Origin of the sequence: Desulfosporosinus cupriresistens (genome assembly GCF_001707885.1) — a bacterium.
Taxonomy (GTDB): Bacteria; Bacillota; Desulfitobacteriia; order Desulfitobacteriales; family Desulfitobacteriaceae; genus Desulfosporosinus.
Window position 1 is genome coordinate 1 of record NZ_MASS01000026.1, and the last position, 16,447, is coordinate 16,447.

A 16,447-nucleotide genomic window follows, 5' to 3' on the forward strand; every position below is an offset into this window, starting at 1 on the left:
TATATCTGAAGCTCCCACCAAAAGGAGATCATCCTGTTTGAGAAGCGTACGGATCACTTCTTGACCCATTTTCCCACTTGCTCCAGCGACAAAGACTCGAATTTTTTTCAAAGGAAACCCCTCCTGCGATGATAAGGCAAAAACCCCGTAGCAAAACGCAATGCGGGGTTACAGCTTTCCTTTCATTTTATTGGGAATCCCTTCCTCTGTCAAACTAAAATTTAACGGATTTTTTCAGATTTATTGTGCAAATCAATAATAATAACCTCAGAACCTATCTTTTTAATAGTTTGCCAAGGTATCACCAACATTTCGCGTTCCCGATCCCCTCTTGAACTCCAAAAACCTGCAACCCCGCCACGGGAAGTTAGAATGATTGCTTCAACCGATCCGTTTAAGGAAATATCCAGATCAGCGTCACCAACTAAACCCAGTTTCGCTCCATCATGTAAATTAATAATTTCTTTACCAGAGAGATCACTTAATAGCATCCAATTACCTCCCTATTTGCGCAATCTTATCCAAGCTCTCAAGCCAAACGGTTGTAAAATGGCCAGCAATAAGGAAATGGCAGCAAGTGGCTCAACAATAAATATTGTTTCAGTCCACCAATTTTCAGGTATTTTTAAAAATGAAAATAGCAGTTCTAGAGAAAGGTAAATTCCTCCGGCAGTGCCGACCAATTGACTCAGAGCAGTGGCAAAAGGATTGGACTTAGGTTCGGACCGCCACATCATCATATACTTTCGCTCTCTTACTGAAATAACAATACCAACGGCAAGAAGCACAACCCCAAGGGCTTGCATTTTCACTCCCCCTCATGGGGATTGTATGAACAGACAAACTTTCGTAGAACAAAATAATCAGAAGGATTTAATATTTAATCCTTCTGACCACAGTACCGACTTAAAATCAAACTCCCGTTGAACCAAATCCTCCAATCCCTCGAGCCGTCTCCTGAAGTTCTGCAACTTCTTCAAACAAGGCGTGGAAAACTGGCATGAATACCATTTGGGCTATTCGATCTCCAGAATTAATAATTACAGGTTCGGATCCCGAATTATGCATCAATACTTGAATTTCCCCACGATAATCAGAATCAATCACTCCCACACCATTCGTCAACCCCATCCCGTGCCGGCTTGCTAGACCGCTTCGTGCAAAAACAAGCGCGACAACTTCTTGACTCGGAAGTTCAATAGCCAGACCTGTCGGAATCTTGACATTCTCTCCGGGGTCGACGATCAATTGCTCTTGAAGATTAGCACAAAGATCAGCTCCTGCCGACGATGCAGTAACATATGTGGGGAGGACTAAAGAAGGGCTTGTCAACTTTTTAATTTTCACTATGATAGAATCAGGCACTTTAGGCACTCTCCTTGCCTTGAATTCGAAGCGTTATGTGCGCTAGGTTCGAACTACGGATTTTTGTAATTCGAACCTAGCGCCTCGCTATTCTTCCCAACCAGTTTGCTTTAGTAGGTCGGATAAAACAATTTCTTGTCCGGATGGGCCCAACGTCATAATACTAATTTTATCCTTTTGCCAAAGGCGGCCAATCAGGCGTAAAACATCAGCTAACGTAACTTTTTCAAGTTTTTCGACTACTTCTTCCGGCGAAAGAACACGGTTATAAGTAAGTTCTGTCTTCCCTAAACGACTCATCCGACTGCTTACCGATTCCAGTCCAAGATAGAGACCACCTTTAACTTGAGCCTTTGTCCTTTCTAGCTCCTCTGCGGTAATTCCCTTTTGCTTAATGTCCTTTAACTCTTGGAGTATACACTCGATGACTTCCTTGGTATTGTTTGGACTCGTTCCAGCATATATCGCAAATAAGCCGGTATCCACGTAGGTTGAGTGATAAGAATACACGGAATAAGCCAAGCCGCGCTGTTCTCGTATTTCCTGAAACAAGCGAGAGCTTAACCCTCCACCTAAAATGTTGTTAAAAATATGCATTGCATAGATATCATCATCATCTTGCCCAAGGCCTGGAACTCCCATGATGATATGCATCTGTTCCGTGTCTTTTTTCTGATAGCGTTCGATAGTCTGACCGCTAGGAGTTTCTTCCAGAACCCGGCGACCACCTCTTTTAAACGTCCCAAATTGGGCAGATAGTTTCGCCACAATGTCATCATGTTTTATTTTGCCTGCCACAGCAATCACGACATTATCTGGAGCATAATGCTCTGAGAGAAATGTCATAATTTTTTCTCGACTTAGAGCCCTTATGCTCTCCTCGGTTCCTAAAATTGGTTTTCCTAAAGGATGATCATTCCAGACATATTCTGAAAAGATATCGTGGATCAATTCATCAGGAGAATCCTCGTACATCTTGATTTCTTCAATTACTACGTTTTTTTCTTTTTCGATTTCCTTTTCATCAAAGAGCGAACAAAAAAACATATCACTTAAAACATCAATCGCCAGATCTAGGTCTTCGTCTAAAATCTTAGCATAATAACAAGTATATTCTTTCGTTGTAAAGGCATTCAGCTGTCCACCAACGGCTTCGAGGGACTCTGCTAAAGCACGTGCACTTCGATGCTCTGTCCCTTTAAAAAACATATGCTCGATAAAATGCGAAATCCCTTCATACCCTTCACGTTCATCCCTGGAACCCGCTCCTACCCATAGTCCAAAGGCAGCTGAACGAACATGCTCAATTTCTTCCGTGATAATTCTAACTCCGTTAGGTAACACTGTTTTTTGATACAATAAATTCACTCCTCTTTATTTCCTTTGCTAAAAAGGAAATAATCGTATTAAAGAACGGCCTCCTACGACTTCGTTTTCGCTCAACAAAGGGACGCAGGTTAATTTTTGTTTCCCCAGCCAGACTTCCAAACGTCCCAACCGTTCTCCCGCTTGAACAGGCGAATTCGCGCTTTTTTCCCATACGACACGGGTTTGAATATTCTTACGTTCAGTTTTAGGAATACTAACATCTATCGGATCCTTGCAAAACACTTGAACCGTCTCTTTTAAACTTGGAAACTCTGCGACGGCCTGTCCGGCACTTACAAGCCGAACCGTCTCTGTTTTTTCGAAACCCCATTCCAACAACTTCTTTGCATCTCCGAAACGATCCGGCGCATTAAGAACTACAACCAACAGTTGACGGCCTTCCTTTGTGGCGGATGCAACAAGACATTTCCCCGCTGCAGTCGTTGTCCCCGTTTTAACACCATCTGCATAAGGATAATTCCATAGTAGTTTATTCGTGTTACGCAAATCCATGAACACGTCCGGCTCCAGAAAATGAATTTTTGTTTCTTTTTGACGGGTAATCGAGGCAAATTGAGGAATTTGCAAACCATGGCGAGCCATCAGGGCTAGATCATAAGCGGTGGAATAGTGTTCCTTATTAGGTAAACCGTTCGTGTTCACAAAATGAGTATTTTGCGCCCCCAGAGCCAACGCTTTCTGATTCATCAATTGGACAAACTGTTCTTCACTTCCCGCGATGTGCTCAGCAATCGCAACACAGGCGTCGTTCCCCGAACGGACTAAAGCTCCTGTGATGAGTTCATAGAGGTTAATCTTTTCTGCTGGATCAAGATGCAAGGTTGCTTCGCCAACAGCTGCTGCTTTCGGACTAACCGTTACAACTTCATCCGATTGACCTAACTCAAATCCTAAAATAGCGGTCATAATTTTAGTGGTACTTGCAGGAGGACGACGTTTATCCGCTTGTTTACCATAGAGAAGATCACCGGTCACAACATCCATCAACACAGCAGCCTCAGCGCTTACCCTGGCAGGCCCCTCCGCCACTTCCGCAGCCTTGACAGGTTTTTTAGGTGCACCATATACAATATTCACTGGTAAAATACTCGTAGTTATCATACAAAGAAAGACGCAGCACCAAGCACGCGTCCACTTTTGCCTGATCATCAAACCACCTCAACTTCTGCTTCGTTATGAGGTAGTATCTCCGGTCTGGTCAAATGTTATTAGTCCATCAAGAGTTTGAAAAACAAATCCCTCTCGAGCCAATTGATCCAGGATAACAGGCAAAGCTTTGACCGTATTGGCTTTTGGATGCATTAAGACTAGGGCACCGAACTTATTCGGTTTAATTCCGAACCGTATGGCTGGATTAATAATACGCTTAGCAATAATCTCTGGCGTACTGTCTGCCCGCCAATCAACAGTATCTAAGGTCCACAGAATAGTCTTGTAACCCAATTGATCTGCAGCCTGCAGTCCTGAAACACCATTCTCGCCGTACGGCGGTGCGTAAAAATGTGTTTTTCGCCCGATGATGCCTTCAACAATACTTTCCGTCTTCTTAATTTCTTCTTGGTTAGCTCCAACAGAAAGCTGATCTGGATGTGGGTGAGAATATCCATGGTTTTCAATTTGATGGCCTCGATTTGCCATTATTTTCAACAATTCTGGATTTTTTTTGGCCCAACGCCCTGTGACAAAGAAAGTAACTTGGGCGTTGCCTTTATCTAACGTGTCTAAGATAGCTGGAATATATTCTTCTCCCCAATCCACGTTAATCGTTAAACCCATAACCTTTTGATCCGTCTTGATCTGCTCAATTGGCTTTAAGACCGGAGCTTTACAGGCCATGATCCGATTCTCCAAAACAATTCCAGCAAATAACAGAAGGAAAATCCCGCCTAACGAGAGTACTCGCCGCGAGATTCTTAAGTTAATGAACATCCATATTCCCCCCTTCCTTAACATTATGCGAAGAGGGGATCTCTCAGACTGATCATCGTTTAGATAATATTGGATCATGAATTAATAGTCTAAAGTATCGCTGGATTTTCCTTGCGCACATTTGGCATCGCCTCTTTACGTGAGAGATTTAAACGACCTTGTTTGTCAATTGCTGTAGCTTTAACCATGATCTCATCTCCGACTTTGACGATGTCTTCAACTCTTTCGACACGTTCATGGGCTAACTGAGAAATATGAACTAACCCCTCTTTGCCGGTAAGTCCTAACACTCCAGGGATAACTTCTACAAAAGCGCCAAAATCCATAACCCTCGTGACTTTACCTTGATAGATTTTACCAACTTCAACTTCCTGTGTTAAAGACTGGATAATCTTTAAGGCTTGATCGCCTCCATCACCATTCATAGAAGATATGAAGACTCGACCGTCATCCTCGATGTCGATTTTAACTCCAGTTTCGTCAATGATTTTCTTAATCGTTTTTCCGCCTGGTCCAATAACATCGCGAATCTTATCCGGGTGAATTGATGCCGTGATAATTCGTGGTGCATAAGAAGAAAGTTGTGGGCGGGGTTTGTCCATAACAGCCAACATCTTATCGAGGATAAAAAGACGTCCAGCTTTAGCTTGGCTTAAGGCTTTTAAAAGAATTTCTCGGGATACACCTTTAATTTTGATATCCATCTGCAAAGCGGTTACCCCTTTGCTGGTACCGGCTACTTTAAAATCCATATCTCCAAAGTGGTCTTCTAAGCCTTGAATATCGGTCAGGATAGCGATTTGATCCCCTTCCTTAATGAGTCCCATCGCAATGCCCGCCACCGGAGCTGTAATAGGTACACCAGCATCCATCAGAGAGAGGGTACTTCCGCATACTGAGGCCATCGAGCTGGAACCATTTGACTCCAAGACTTCAGAAACCAAACGAATCGTATAAGGGAATTCATTCTCATCCGGCAAAACAGGGGTTAAAGCTCTTTCTGCTAATGCGCCATGACCAATTTCCCTACGTCCTGGCCCACGCATTGGGCGAGTTTCTCCAACACTATACGGTGGAAAATTATAGTGATGAATATAACGTTTGGACCTTTCTAGGCCTAAACCATCTAAAATCTGTTCATCACCTGCAGCACCTAAAGTCGTTACAGTCAGCACCTGAGTTTGACCCCGAGTAAAAAGGCCTGTCCCATGGGTACGAGGTAAAATTCCTACCTCGATACTAATCGGACGAACTTCGTCCACTGCCCGACCATCCGGACGAATGTGCTCGTCTGTAATCAATTTGCGGACAATCAGATGCACAATCTCTTCCAGAACATCCTTCACAGTTTTCGTGTCATCGGGGAATTCAGCTTCGAAATAACTCAATGCTTCGGCTTTAACTTCGTCAATAGCAGTCTCTCGTGCTTTCTTCTCTTCCACACGGACAGCGGCATCTAATTTGTCATAAGCATAGGCTTTAACAGCTTCAACAATATTAGTCTGGATTTTAGCGGGCTTCACTTCAAGTTTCTCTTTGGCCAAGCCCATTTCAAAGGCTTCCTGACGATAATCTGCGATGAACTTGGCAATCTTTTTAATTTCTGAATGCCCAAACACGATTGCTTCCAAGATTTGATCCTCAGGCACCTCGTGGGCACCAGCCTCCACCATCATGACAGCTTCTTCTGTTCCTGCTACCGTCAGATGCAATTGACTTTTTGCTGATTGTTCGATGGTGGGATTAATAATAAATTCCCCTTCAACAAGCCCGATTGTAACAGCGGCAATGGGGCCTTCGAAGGGAACGTTTGATATGGTTAAAGCTGCTGATGCAGCATTTATAGCTGTGATATCTGTCGCACAGTCTTGATCCACAGACATAACGGCCGCCACCACTTGGACATCATTACGAAACCCCTCTGGGAATAACGGACGGATAGGACGATCAATTAAGCGAGCAGACAAGGTAGCCTTCTCACTAGCCCTTCCTTCCCGTTTAATAAATCCACCCGGAATTTTGCCGGCAGCATACATACGTTCTTCAAATTCAACGGTCAAGGGAAAGAAATCAATTCCCTCCCGGGGTGCAGCACTGCATGTGGCAAACGCAGAAACCACAGTATCCCCATAGCGAAGAAAAATCGAGCCTCCCGCTTGTTTACCAATTTTCCCGGTTTGGAAAGTCATAATTCTCCCACCGACCGAGAGTGACTTTTCAAATATTTCCTGTTTCACAATGGAACCTCCTTAAAACTTTCAATCCTTCTTTTCAACTTGTTTCCTCTTCGACATAGTATTATTATTTCCTGCAATTTGCATAAAAAAACTATACTTAAGAATAATCTCGTATGTACTTCAATAATTTAACCATTTTTAACAGATTTATAGGGTACAAGCGTTCAATAGAAAGATGACTCTTTACATTTTTAGACATATTGTCCTGAAAATTAAAAAAGCGGATCAAATCTGATCCGCTTTTTCCATTACGCATTCCTATTTCCGCAGGCCAAGTGCAGCAACAATACTACGATAACGGTCAAAATCAACATTTTTCAGATACGTTAATAACGCACGTCTTGAACCAACCATTTTTAAGAGCCCGCGACGGGAATGATGGTCTTTTTTATGCGTTTTAAAGTGTTCTGTCAGATACGTAATCCGTTCAGTGAGAAGCGCAATTTGCACCTCTGGAGAACCTGTATCCCCTTCTTGTCGTGCATGCTTTAGAATAATTTCTTGTTTTCTTTCAGGTGTCATCATGGAAAATTCCCCCATTTTTTTATAATTCCCAACTGCCCAGGTCAACGTTGGAGACTTCGTCAAGCCGAGTCAGTGGGTTCTATTAGTTTCTAAAACAGTATACATGGTAAGCATACTTTTGTAAAGGTAGAGGCACGATGCAAACTATAGATGGTTTTCCCTTAAGACACATTCAGCTTGAACCCTGTCTTTTCTTAATTGAATTAAGAGTTCATTGACACCATTAAATTTACATTCGTCACGCAAACGTTCTTCAATGTAAACCGAGATCTCACTGCCATACAAATCTCCTTCAAAATCAAAAAAATGAACCTCTACGATTATCGCATATATGTCGTGAAAGGTTGGTTTCATACCGATGTTCATCATTCCAGCAACGCGCTTTCCACCTAAATAAGCCCAAACCGCATATACGCCTCGCTTAGGAATTAGAACGTCTTCTGAATAGAGAAGGTTTGCAGTCGGATAACCTAGCTGACGTCCGCGCTCTTCCCCGTGTACAACTGTCCCACTCAGGCTGGGTGAGCGTCCAAGCAGAGAGCTTGCTAACTGAATATCTCCTTGAATTAATGCTTCGCGAATACTGCTCGAAGAGATCACGCGGCAACCGATCGTTTGAGCCTGAAGTACACTAACTCCAAATCCATGCGTACAACCTAAGGATTGTATTAACTCGGGATTTCCTTTACCTTTAGAACCAAATGAATAATTAAAACCAACCACGACATGAACCACCCCGAGGGGAAGAAGAATCTGCTCAACAAACTGCTCGGGAGAAGTGTTAGCCATCTCTTCGGTAAACGGTAAAAGGTAGACGGTTTGAACCCCAATCTCTTCTAAACTAAACAAACGTGCTTGAGTTGTCGACAACAGCTTTATTTCTCGTTCAGGAAATAATACTTTTAAAGGGTGAGGCTCAAAAATCAAAACACAAAATTTTACACCTAAACGTACAGCTTGTTCTAATCCATGCTCAAGCAAGCGACGATGTCCTAAGTGTACTCCATCGAAATTACCTAACGCTAAGACACAGGGCTCTCTGTTAATAGGCAAACTTGTTCGAACTTGCACGGAATTGACCCTCCTAAATCATACAAAAACTTTATGTGGAAAAAGGCTATCCTCGCGCCAGGCCCCAATTCCGAGTAATTCTCCATCATCGATTACCTGAACATAGGGCCTACTCGATGTTTGATGTTCGATGTTCGAGGTTCGAACGCTAGATTTCGTTTCCAACGCCAAACCACGATCCTCCAACCTCGAATTTCCTTCAACAGGAGAAGTCATAACAAATTCTCTCTTGGTTGGCAACCCATGCCGGAAAGCATTTGCGCGAGCAGTTGATAGAAACACCCGTGGTAGATCGAGCCCTGCTGTCAACGGAAGTAAAAATGAATAGGTTGACTCGCTGACCGCCTTTTCTATCTCTTCAAGTGTCCAACTCTCCTGAATCTTGAACGGGCCGGAACGGATGCGCAATAGATTAGACATGTGCGCCCCACAACCTAATGCCTGTCCAAGGTCATGACAGAGTGTCCTTATATATGTTCCTTTTGAACACTCAATATTTAAAATTGCCCGAGGGAATTCCCTTTCATACCATTGTTTCAATTCTAATTTATAAATAGATACCTCTCGGGGCGAAATCTCGATATCTATTCCCTGCCGAGCATATTCATAAAGGTGTTTTCCTTCTCTACGAACTGCAGAGTACATCGGAGGTGTCTGTGATATCTTACCCACAAAATGTGGCAAAACCGGTTCTAGGTCACTTTGACTCAAATCCGTTGAAGTAACTTGAGTCGTTTTTCCAAAGGCATCCTGGGTATCTGTCGTAATACCAAAAGCAACTTCTGCCAGATAAGCTTTCCCCTGCTCGGTTATGTATTCAGCTAGACGTGTCCCCTTACCAACACAAAGCGGTAAAACTCCAGCCACTCCAGGATCGAGCGTTCCAGTGTGTCCAATCTTTTTAGTTCTTAATATTTTTCGCATCCAGACAACGACATCCGAAGAAGTCATACCAGGTGGCTTAAGGACGTTAATGATCCCTTCCAATCTTTAACGCCTCCTCAATTGCAGCAGTTATGCTTTGTTTAGCTTCAGCCATAGGGAGTCTGAGGGTACAACCTGCAGCACGCTTGTGTCCCCCTCCGCCGAACTGGGCAGCAATCTCATTGACATTCAGCCAGAGGTTCGAACGAAGACCCCCTTTGATCTCCCGAGACCCGACCTCCTTCAGTAACACCGCAACCTCAACACCCGCAATACTTCGAGCGTAATTTACCAGTCCCTCGCTCAATTCCTGCTCTGCACCGCATTTCTGAAAATCCTCTAAACTTAGAGTCATGACTGCCAATTGACCATTTGCCTGGATTTCCAATCCGTTTAGCGCATATTGAAGTAACTCGATCTGGGCAAGGGGTTTTTGATCGAAGATATTATGATGAATTCCTGTCAAATCAAGACCTATATCTAATAGCTCTGCCGTCAAGCGATGGGTTTGAGCAGTTGTATTACTATATTGAAAGCAGCCTGTATCCGTCACAATGGCTGTGTAGAGATTGGTGGCCATATCTCCATCTATTTTCACGCCTAGCTTGTTAATTAAAGCCAAGGCGATTTCAGCACTAGCACTAGCTTGGGCATCAACCCAATTAATGTCACCAAAAAAATGATTCGAGATGTGGTGATCTAAGTTCAGTATCGTACTTTCTTGAGAGATTTCAGTCCTTAAAAGGTTAACTCGCTGAAGATCTGTACAATCGACAAATATTAAAGTTTTCGGCTGGGGATTAGGAAAATCCTGTCGTATACGGGACGAGCCCGGTAAAAACGTCAAATAAGTTGGCACTGGATCTGGATTGAAGAAGGAGACTTCTTTCCCCATTTTCTCTAAAGCCAGACCAATTGCCAACATTGAACCAATACAATCTCCATCGGGAGAGACATGGGAGAAAAGCGCCACCGTTGACGCTTTTCTTAAGACTTCTACCATCTCTTCCATGGGGGTGGTTTTATTCATGCGATTCATCCTTACTTGAATCATCGGATACACTAACATCACGCAACAATTTGGCAATGTGTGCACCATGTTGTATGGAAGGATCGTAGACAAACACGATAGATGGCACGTGTCGAAGTCTTAAACGCTTCCCGATTTCAGTTCGTAAAAACCCTGCTGCCCGATTCAAGGTATCCAAGGATGCTTTTCCTTCATCTTCACTTCCCAGAACACTGATATACACCTTGGCATGTGCTAAGTCATTGGCAACATCCACACTCGTCACCGTTACAAATCCGATTCGAGGATCTTTCAACTCCACAAGGATAAGTTGAGAAATTTCTTCTTTGAGCGTTTCTGACAATCGATTGGGCCGATGTTTTGACATACCTATCCCTCCAGGGCTGATTTACTATAGTGTGCGCGTAACCTCTTCCATAATAAACGCTTCAATGATGTCTCCTTCTTTGACATCATTGAATTTTTCGATACCAATTCCACATTCATAACCCTCGGCAACCTCTTTAACATCATCTTTAAAGCGGCGCAAAGATTCCATTACACCGTCGTGAATAACGATACCATCTCGAATAACACGAACTTTAGCAGAGCGAATAATCTTGCCTTCAGTCACCATACAACCTGCGACCGTTCCGGCTTTAGGAACTTTAAAGACCTGACGAACTTCAACTTTACCTAAAACGACTTCTTTGAAAGTAGGATCAAGTAGACCCGTCATTGCTGCTTTCACATCTCCAATAGCATCATAGATGACTCGATAAAGACGTAAATCCACACCCTCAAGTTCGGCCGTCGCTTTCATATTAGAGTCCGCGCGAACGTTAAAGCCTATTATTATTGCATTTGAAGCAGCTGCCAGCATAATGTCGTTTTCATTAATTGCACCAACTCCACCGTGGATTGGATTGACACGTACCTCACCTGTTGAAAGCCGAAGAAGTGACTGCCGTAGTGCTTCGACAGACCCTTGCACATCTGCTTTAATAATAATGTTTAACTCTTTGATTTCGCCTTCTTTGATCTTATCAAAAAGATCTTCTAAGCTAACTTTAAAGAGGGTTTTTTTAGATTCTTCCACTTTCCTCACAGCTGTACGTGCAGAAGTAATTTGTCTCGCCAGTTTCTCATCCGCGACAACATAAAACGCTTCTCCAGCTTGAGGCACTTCGGATAAACCTTGAACTTCAACCGCCATAGATGGACCTGCTTTTTTAACACGTCGCCCTTTATCATCAACCATGGCTCGAATCCGACCAAATGCACACCCTGCAACAGCAACATCACCAATATTAAGCGTACCTTTAGCAACGAGAACAGTTGCGATCGGTCCTTTGCCCTTATCCAATTCAGCTTCAATGACAGTCCCTACTGCTGGGCGATTTGGATTAGCCTTTAAGTCCCGAACTTCTGCGACTAACAGTATCATTTCAAGAAGTTGGTCGATGTTCAGTTTAGTTTTTGCGGATACAGGAACAGCAATGGTATCTCCGCCCCATTCCTCAACAACAAGTCCATACTCTGTCAGACCTTGTTTTACTTTTTCTGGAGTTGCATTTTCTTTATCTATCTTATTTATAGCCACAATAATCGGAACCTTAGCCGCCTTGGCGTGATTGATCGCTTCGATTGTTTGAGGCATAACTCCGTCATCTGCTGCTACCACCAAAACTGCAATATCCGTGACATCTGCACCACGGGCACGCATCGCTGTGAAGGCTTCATGTCCAGGCGTATCTAAGAAAGTAATCTTTTGACCTTTAATCTCCACCTGATATGCCCCTATGTGTTGCGTAATTCCCCCAGCTTCAGAATCAGTCACATTCGTTGTACGAATTGCATCTAAAAGCGACGTTTTACCATGGTCAACATGACCCATCACCGTTACGACTGGCGGGCGGAAAACGAGGTCCTTCGGATCATCATCTATCTCTTCAATAACAGCCATTGATTTCTCGGCTTTAACCTCAACAGTAACACCCATTTCAGCTGCCAAGATTGTTGCTGTTTCAGAGTCCAACTCCTGATTAATGGTCGCCATGACTCCTAGGTTCATAAGGTGTTTAATTAGTTCTCCAGCCTTACGGCTCATTTTACCAGCTAAATCTTGTACAGAAATGGATTCCTGAATCACAATGTGTTTCGGTGACGTATCCCGCACTTCTTTTTTAGGACGCTTTGGAAAACGTCTATGTGGTGAACGCAGCGCATTTTCTCTTTCTTTTTCTACTTCACGTTTCCGTTCATAGGCTTTATCTTGAGCTTTTTTACTTGCTGGCGGTTGTCTTTTGGCCTGCTCGGTAATGGTTGGTGTCGACGGCACACTAGCACCAGCACGCTGAGGCATCCCTGGGCGAGGGCCCTGCGACTGTCCTTGATACCCTGGACGTGGACCTTGCTGTTGTCCTTGATATCCCGGACGTGGACCTTGCGGCTGTCCTTGATATCCCGGACGCGGACCTTGCGGCTGTCCTTGATACCCTGGACGTGGACCTTGCGGCTGTCCTTGATATCCCGGACGCGGACCTTGCGGCTGTCCTTGATATCCCGGACGGGGACCTTGCGGTTGTCCTTGATATCCCGGACGTGGACCTTGCGGTTGTCCTTGATATCCCGGACGTGGACCTTGCGGTTGTCCCTGATTTCCTGGGCGTGGACCTTGCGGTTGTCCCTGATTTCCTGGACGTGGACCTTGCGGTTGCCCTTGATATCCTGGACGGGGACCTTGCGGTTGCCCTTGATATCCTGGACGGGGACCTTGCAGCTGTCCTTGATATCCCGGACGGGGACCTTGGGGCTGTCCTTGGTTTCCTGAGCGTGGACCTTGCGGCTGTCCTTGATTTCCTGAGCGTGCTCCCTGGGGACGCCCTTCTGTTCCTGAACGGGGTTGTTCTAACGACCGACTCTCTTGCTCCGCTTCGGATGTATTTGGTTTTGTTTCCTCGGTATTTTTATGGTCAGAATGATTCAAATTTGTCTCCTTTCCTTTCAGTTGGTTCCGTAAATAATCAGCATCTTTTTGATCGACTGTACTTAAATGATTTTTAACATCTGTTCCAATAGCCACAAGTCTTGTCATCACTTCTTTACTACTAAAATTTAATTCTTTTGCTAATTCGTGAACACGAATACTCATTTAACCACCCCCACATATTCGGCTCCCACATTACGCTCCAAGCATCAGCTCCTTGCTAGTAAAATAGCCTTCGCAAACCCTTGATCTAAAATAAGTACTGCTGAACGCGGCGAAAGTCCTATTGAATGTCCAATTTCCATCTTTGTACCAGTGATAAACACTGGCAATTTTATATCACTAGCCCACTTGTCGTACTTTTTCTGAGCCCCGTGAGCATCCTCCGCAATTATAAGAAGAAATCCTTTTCTCTTCTTCAACATAGCTTCTACTTCTGCTTCTCCAGAAGCAATTTTTCCCGCTCGTCTTGCGATCCCCATTAGCGACTGGATTCGTGTGTTCACAAAGTAATCTTCCCTTCGAGGTTGGCAAATACTTCAGAATCAACGTCCACTCCAAAAGCTTTACGGAATCGTCGTTCTTTAACGGCCGTTTGGAAACAGATCAAGTCAGGACAAAGGTAAGCGCCACGTCCATTCCGTTTTCCAGTAGGATCAAGTTCAACAGCCCCTTCTGGAGTTCTAACAATTCTCAAAAGCTCTTTCTTGGGCTTCATCTGTTGACATCCCAAACACATCCTCATTGGAACTTTCCGTGTCTTCATACCATCACCCCTTCCCTCTCTTCTTTTTCTCCTTAACAATTACTTGCTCATTGGTTTTTAAGTCTTCCCCAATATCAGCAAAAGCTGTTTCAGTCGCTCCTTCGATGCCATTCGTGGTGACTTCACTTTCCAAGAACTCCGGCTCTTGAGCATATTCATCATATGTTTCGTTGTTATTGTATGCATCATTCTCGTCATACGCTTGAAAAGTTCCGTCTCCGGCAGTTTGTTTATTATGCAAAGTCGGATCATTCTCAGCAAATTCGTCTTCTTCGTATTCCTGATAGTTATTTACTTCGGCGAATTCATCATATTCAGAGTACTCCTCATATTCGCCGTATTCCTCGTAATTTTCATACCCTTCTTCTTGCCCTTGAGTTATGATATTTAACCCAACCGCTTGGGTCTCACTTTTAATATCAATCTTCCACCCTGTCAGTTTGGCAGCTAAACGAGCGTTTTGGCCTTCTTTACCGATCGCTAGGGAAAGTTGATAGTCAGGAACGACGACAATTGCAACTTTTTCATTGGGTTTGGGATATACTCCCACAACTTTCGCAGGAGAAAGTGCATTGGCTACAAACTCTTGGGGATCCGTTGAGAAGTTTACAATGTCAATCTTTTCCCCTTTTAATTCAGTGACAATGGTTTGTACTCGAACTCCCTTAGGACCAACACAAGCTCCAACTGGGTCGACATTCGAGTCACGTGAGTAAACAGCAATTTTTGAGCGAGCCCCCGCTTCACGAGAAACACCCTTAATTTCAACAATACCGTCATGAATTTCCGGAACTTCAAGCTCAAATAAACGCTTTATCAGTCCTGGATGAGTTCGGGATAGCATAATTTGCGGTCCCTTTGTTGTTTTTTTAACCTCCACAACATACGTTTTAAGACGTTCGAAGGATTGATACACTTCTCCAGGGATTTGTTCTTGAGCAGGAAGTACGGCTTCGACCTTCCCTAAATCAACAATCACGTTCTTCTGCTCGTAACGTTGGACTACCCCAGTGACAATATCACCTTCGCGATTAACATATTCGTCATAAATCATGCCTCGCTCAGCTTCTCTAATGCGCTGCACAACAACTTGCTTTGCGGTTTGGGCTGCAATCCGTCCAAATTCACGAGGGGTGACTTCATATTCCACAATGTCCTCAAGTTGATAATTAGGATCGAGTTTACGTGCGTCCTCCAATCCGACCTGAGTCCGAGCATCCTCCACGATTTCCACAACAGTCTTGCGTGCATACACTTTAAACTCACCAGTTAAGCGATCAATAAGAACTCGAACATTTTGTAATGATCCAAAATTCTTCTTGTACGCAGAAATCAATGCTGCTTCAATTGCCTCGAATAAAATTTCCGCGGAAATTCCCCGTCCTTTTTCTAACTCATGAAGGGCCTCGATGAAATCCATATTCATTTTTCCATTTTCCTCCTCATTCTATTGTACATAAAGAAAAAACTAAAAATCTAGTGCTAAATGAGTTTTTTTTGCCAAGGCTTGTGGAATTGCCATACGCTTTTTCTCATATTCTAAAACGATTTCATCGTTTATCAATCCGATCAGATTCCCCGTAAACTCCTTATACCCTTGGAACAAAGAGGACGTGTGTACCGTAATCAATCTTCCCTGAAAACGGATAAAGTCCTCTTCCTTGAGTAGAGGACGTTCCAGCCCAGGAGAAGACACTTCCAACATATAAGCCTGTGGAATAGGATTTTTCTGATCAAGCATTTCACTCACCACGTGGCTCACTCCTGCACAATCATCCATGTCCACACCACCGTCTTTATCAATATAAAGGCGTAGATACCAATACGCCCCTTCTTTTTTGTATTCTACATACACTAATTCCAGCCCTTTTTCTTGAACTAGTGGCTCAACCAATGAACTGATCTGTTGCTCTAAAACTGAACTCATGTGAAATCGCTCCTTTAAACATGGCCTGAAGAACGTACTCTTCATAGTCTAACGAAGATGCCCTCGAGTTATACTAAAGCCACGATTTGAACAAACGAAGGAGCGGGCTAGAACCCACTCCTTACCAGCAAACGCTACAAATTTCCTTATACTAATATAGCATATCCCCTAGACATCTGCAACCCAAGTCAAGGGAAGTTTCTCTGCTTAGTGCGGCCTTTTGCAGAAATTGCATCAATAGACCTGCTCTCATGCAAACAAATCAGTCGCCTTAACAAAAGGCAACTGATTTATCTTAAGTTATTATTCAAATCCG

The 16,447-nt window shown here is 43.7% G+C and carries 17 protein-coding genes and 1 pseudogene; all 18 read right to left on the reverse strand.

Annotation, left to right across the window (positions count from 1 at the left end):
• Positions 1–111, reverse strand: a pseudogene (locus DSBG_RS21845) (4-hydroxy-tetrahydrodipicolinate reductase); the annotation flags it as partial.
• 110 nt (positions 112–221) lie between these two features.
• Positions 222–491 carry a YlmC/YmxH family sporulation protein gene (locus DSBG_RS11665; protein WP_068964506.1) on the reverse strand — a complete coding sequence of 90 codons (270 nt, stop codon included), beginning with the start codon at positions 489–491 and terminating at the stop codon, positions 222–224.
• Between the two features lie 12 nt (positions 492–503).
• A complete protein-coding gene (locus tag DSBG_RS11670; protein ID WP_068964507.1) occupies positions 504–806 on the reverse strand; it encodes a hypothetical protein in 303 nt (100 codons plus the stop codon).
• A gap of 106 nt (positions 807–912) precedes the next feature.
• Positions 913–1,365, reverse strand: coding sequence for a dUTP diphosphatase (gene dut, locus DSBG_RS11675; RefSeq protein WP_068964508.1), 453 nt, complete (start codon positions 1,363–1,365; stop codon positions 913–915).
• Between the two features lie 87 nt (positions 1,366–1,452).
• A complete protein-coding gene (locus tag DSBG_RS11680) occupies positions 1,453–2,724 on the reverse strand; it encodes a M16 family metallopeptidase (protein ID WP_068964509.1) in 1,272 nt (423 codons plus the stop codon).
• 27 nt (positions 2,725–2,751) lie between these two features.
• Entirely contained in the window at positions 2,752–3,903 is a 1,152-nt protein-coding gene (locus DSBG_RS11685) for a D-alanyl-D-alanine carboxypeptidase family protein (protein ID WP_068964510.1), read from the reverse strand.
• A gap of 24 nt (positions 3,904–3,927) precedes the next feature.
• The gene (locus DSBG_RS11690) at positions 3,928–4,683 is read right to left on the reverse strand and encodes a polysaccharide deacetylase family protein (protein ID WP_068964511.1); all 756 of its coding nucleotides are present in this window, start codon (positions 4,681–4,683) and stop codon (positions 3,928–3,930) included.
• A gap of 89 nt (positions 4,684–4,772) precedes the next feature.
• On the reverse strand, positions 4,773–6,920 hold the full coding sequence (locus DSBG_RS11695; protein ID WP_068964512.1) for a polyribonucleotide nucleotidyltransferase: 2,148 nt from the start codon (positions 6,918–6,920) through the stop codon (positions 4,773–4,775).
• 258 nt (positions 6,921–7,178) lie between these two features.
• On the reverse strand, positions 7,179–7,445 hold the full coding sequence (gene rpsO / locus DSBG_RS11700) for a 30S ribosomal protein S15 (protein WP_040411474.1): 267 nt from the start codon (positions 7,443–7,445) through the stop codon (positions 7,179–7,181).
• Positions 7,446–7,589: 144 nt separating this feature from the next.
• Positions 7,590–8,516 carry a bifunctional riboflavin kinase/FAD synthetase gene (locus DSBG_RS11705; RefSeq protein ID WP_068964513.1) on the reverse strand — a complete coding sequence of 309 codons (927 nt, stop codon included), beginning with the start codon at positions 8,514–8,516 and terminating at the stop codon, positions 7,590–7,592.
• Positions 8,517–8,534: 18 nt separating this feature from the next.
• Positions 8,535–9,503, reverse strand: a complete 969-nt coding sequence (truB, locus tag DSBG_RS11710; protein ID WP_068964514.1) for a tRNA pseudouridine(55) synthase TruB — start codon at positions 9,501–9,503, stop codon at positions 8,535–8,537.
• Positions 9,487–10,470: a DHH family phosphoesterase gene (locus tag DSBG_RS11715; protein WP_068964515.1), complete on the reverse strand. Its 984-nt coding sequence runs from the start codon at positions 10,468–10,470 to the stop codon at positions 9,487–9,489. Before DSBG_RS11715 ends, truB begins: the two co-directional genes overlap by 17 nt.
• A complete protein-coding gene (rbfA, locus tag DSBG_RS11720; protein WP_009616268.1) occupies positions 10,463–10,837 on the reverse strand; it encodes a 30S ribosome-binding factor RbfA in 375 nt (124 codons plus the stop codon). The genes DSBG_RS11715 and rbfA overlap by 8 nt, the downstream gene beginning before the upstream one ends.
• A gap of 24 nt (positions 10,838–10,861) precedes the next feature.
• Entirely contained in the window at positions 10,862–13,603 is a 2,742-nt protein-coding gene (gene infB, locus DSBG_RS11725) for a translation initiation factor IF-2 (protein ID WP_068964516.1), read from the reverse strand.
• 44 nt (positions 13,604–13,647) lie between these two features.
• Positions 13,648–13,944: a L7Ae/L30e/S12e/Gadd45 family ribosomal protein gene (locus tag DSBG_RS11730; RefSeq protein WP_068964517.1), complete on the reverse strand. Its 297-nt coding sequence runs from the start codon at positions 13,942–13,944 to the stop codon at positions 13,648–13,650.
• Entirely contained in the window at positions 13,941–14,204 is a 264-nt protein-coding gene (gene rnpM, locus DSBG_RS11735; RefSeq protein WP_009624396.1) for an RNase P modulator RnpM, read from the reverse strand. Before rnpM ends, DSBG_RS11730 begins: the two co-directional genes overlap by 4 nt.
• A 4-nt stretch (positions 14,205–14,208) precedes the next feature.
• On the reverse strand, positions 14,209–15,630 hold the full coding sequence (gene nusA, locus DSBG_RS11740) for a transcription termination factor NusA (RefSeq protein ID WP_068964518.1): 1,422 nt from the start codon (positions 15,628–15,630) through the stop codon (positions 14,209–14,211).
• A gap of 42 nt (positions 15,631–15,672) precedes the next feature.
• Entirely contained in the window at positions 15,673–16,131 is a 459-nt protein-coding gene (rimP, locus tag DSBG_RS11745; protein ID WP_068964519.1) for a ribosome maturation factor RimP, read from the reverse strand.
• Positions 16,132–16,447 lie beyond the last annotated feature (316 nt).

What these genes read in the sequence shown, in the direction of transcription:
- rbfA (WP_009616268.1), bottom strand. Translation starts at nt 10,837, where the DNA reads ATGTCAAAACATCGGCCCAATCGATTGTCAGAAACGCTCAAAGAAGAA.
- DSBG_RS11670 (WP_068964507.1), bottom strand. Translation starts at nt 806, where the DNA reads ATGCAAGCCCTTGGGGTTGTGCTTCTTGCCGTTGGTATTGTTATTTCA.
- rnpM (WP_009624396.1), bottom strand. Translation starts at nt 14,204, where the DNA reads ATGAAGACACGGAAAGTTCCAATGAGGATGTGTTTGGGATGTCAACAG.
- rimP (WP_068964519.1), bottom strand. Translation starts at nt 16,131, where the DNA reads ATGAGTTCAGTTTTAGAGCAACAGATCAGTTCATTGGTTGAGCCACTA.
- infB (WP_068964516.1), bottom strand. Translation starts at nt 13,603, where the DNA reads ATGAGTATTCGTGTTCACGAATTAGCAAAAGAATTAAATTTTAGTAGT.
- DSBG_RS11665 (WP_068964506.1), bottom strand. Translation starts at nt 491, where the DNA reads ATGCTATTAAGTGATCTCTCTGGTAAAGAAATTATTAATTTACATGAT.
- DSBG_RS11685 (WP_068964510.1), bottom strand. Translation starts at nt 3,903, where the DNA reads ATGATCAGGCAAAAGTGGACGCGTGCTTGGTGCTGCGTCTTTCTTTGT.
- nusA (WP_068964518.1), bottom strand. Translation starts at nt 15,630, where the DNA reads ATGAATATGGATTTCATCGAGGCCCTTCATGAGTTAGAAAAAGGACGG.
- DSBG_RS11690 (WP_068964511.1), bottom strand. Translation starts at nt 4,683, where the DNA reads ATGTTCATTAACTTAAGAATCTCGCGGCGAGTACTCTCGTTAGGCGGG.
- rpsO (WP_040411474.1), bottom strand. Translation starts at nt 7,445, where the DNA reads ATGATGACACCTGAAAGAAAACAAGAAATTATTCTAAAGCATGCACGA.
- DSBG_RS11715 (WP_068964515.1), bottom strand. Translation starts at nt 10,470, where the DNA reads ATGAATAAAACCACCCCCATGGAAGAGATGGTAGAAGTCTTAAGAAAA.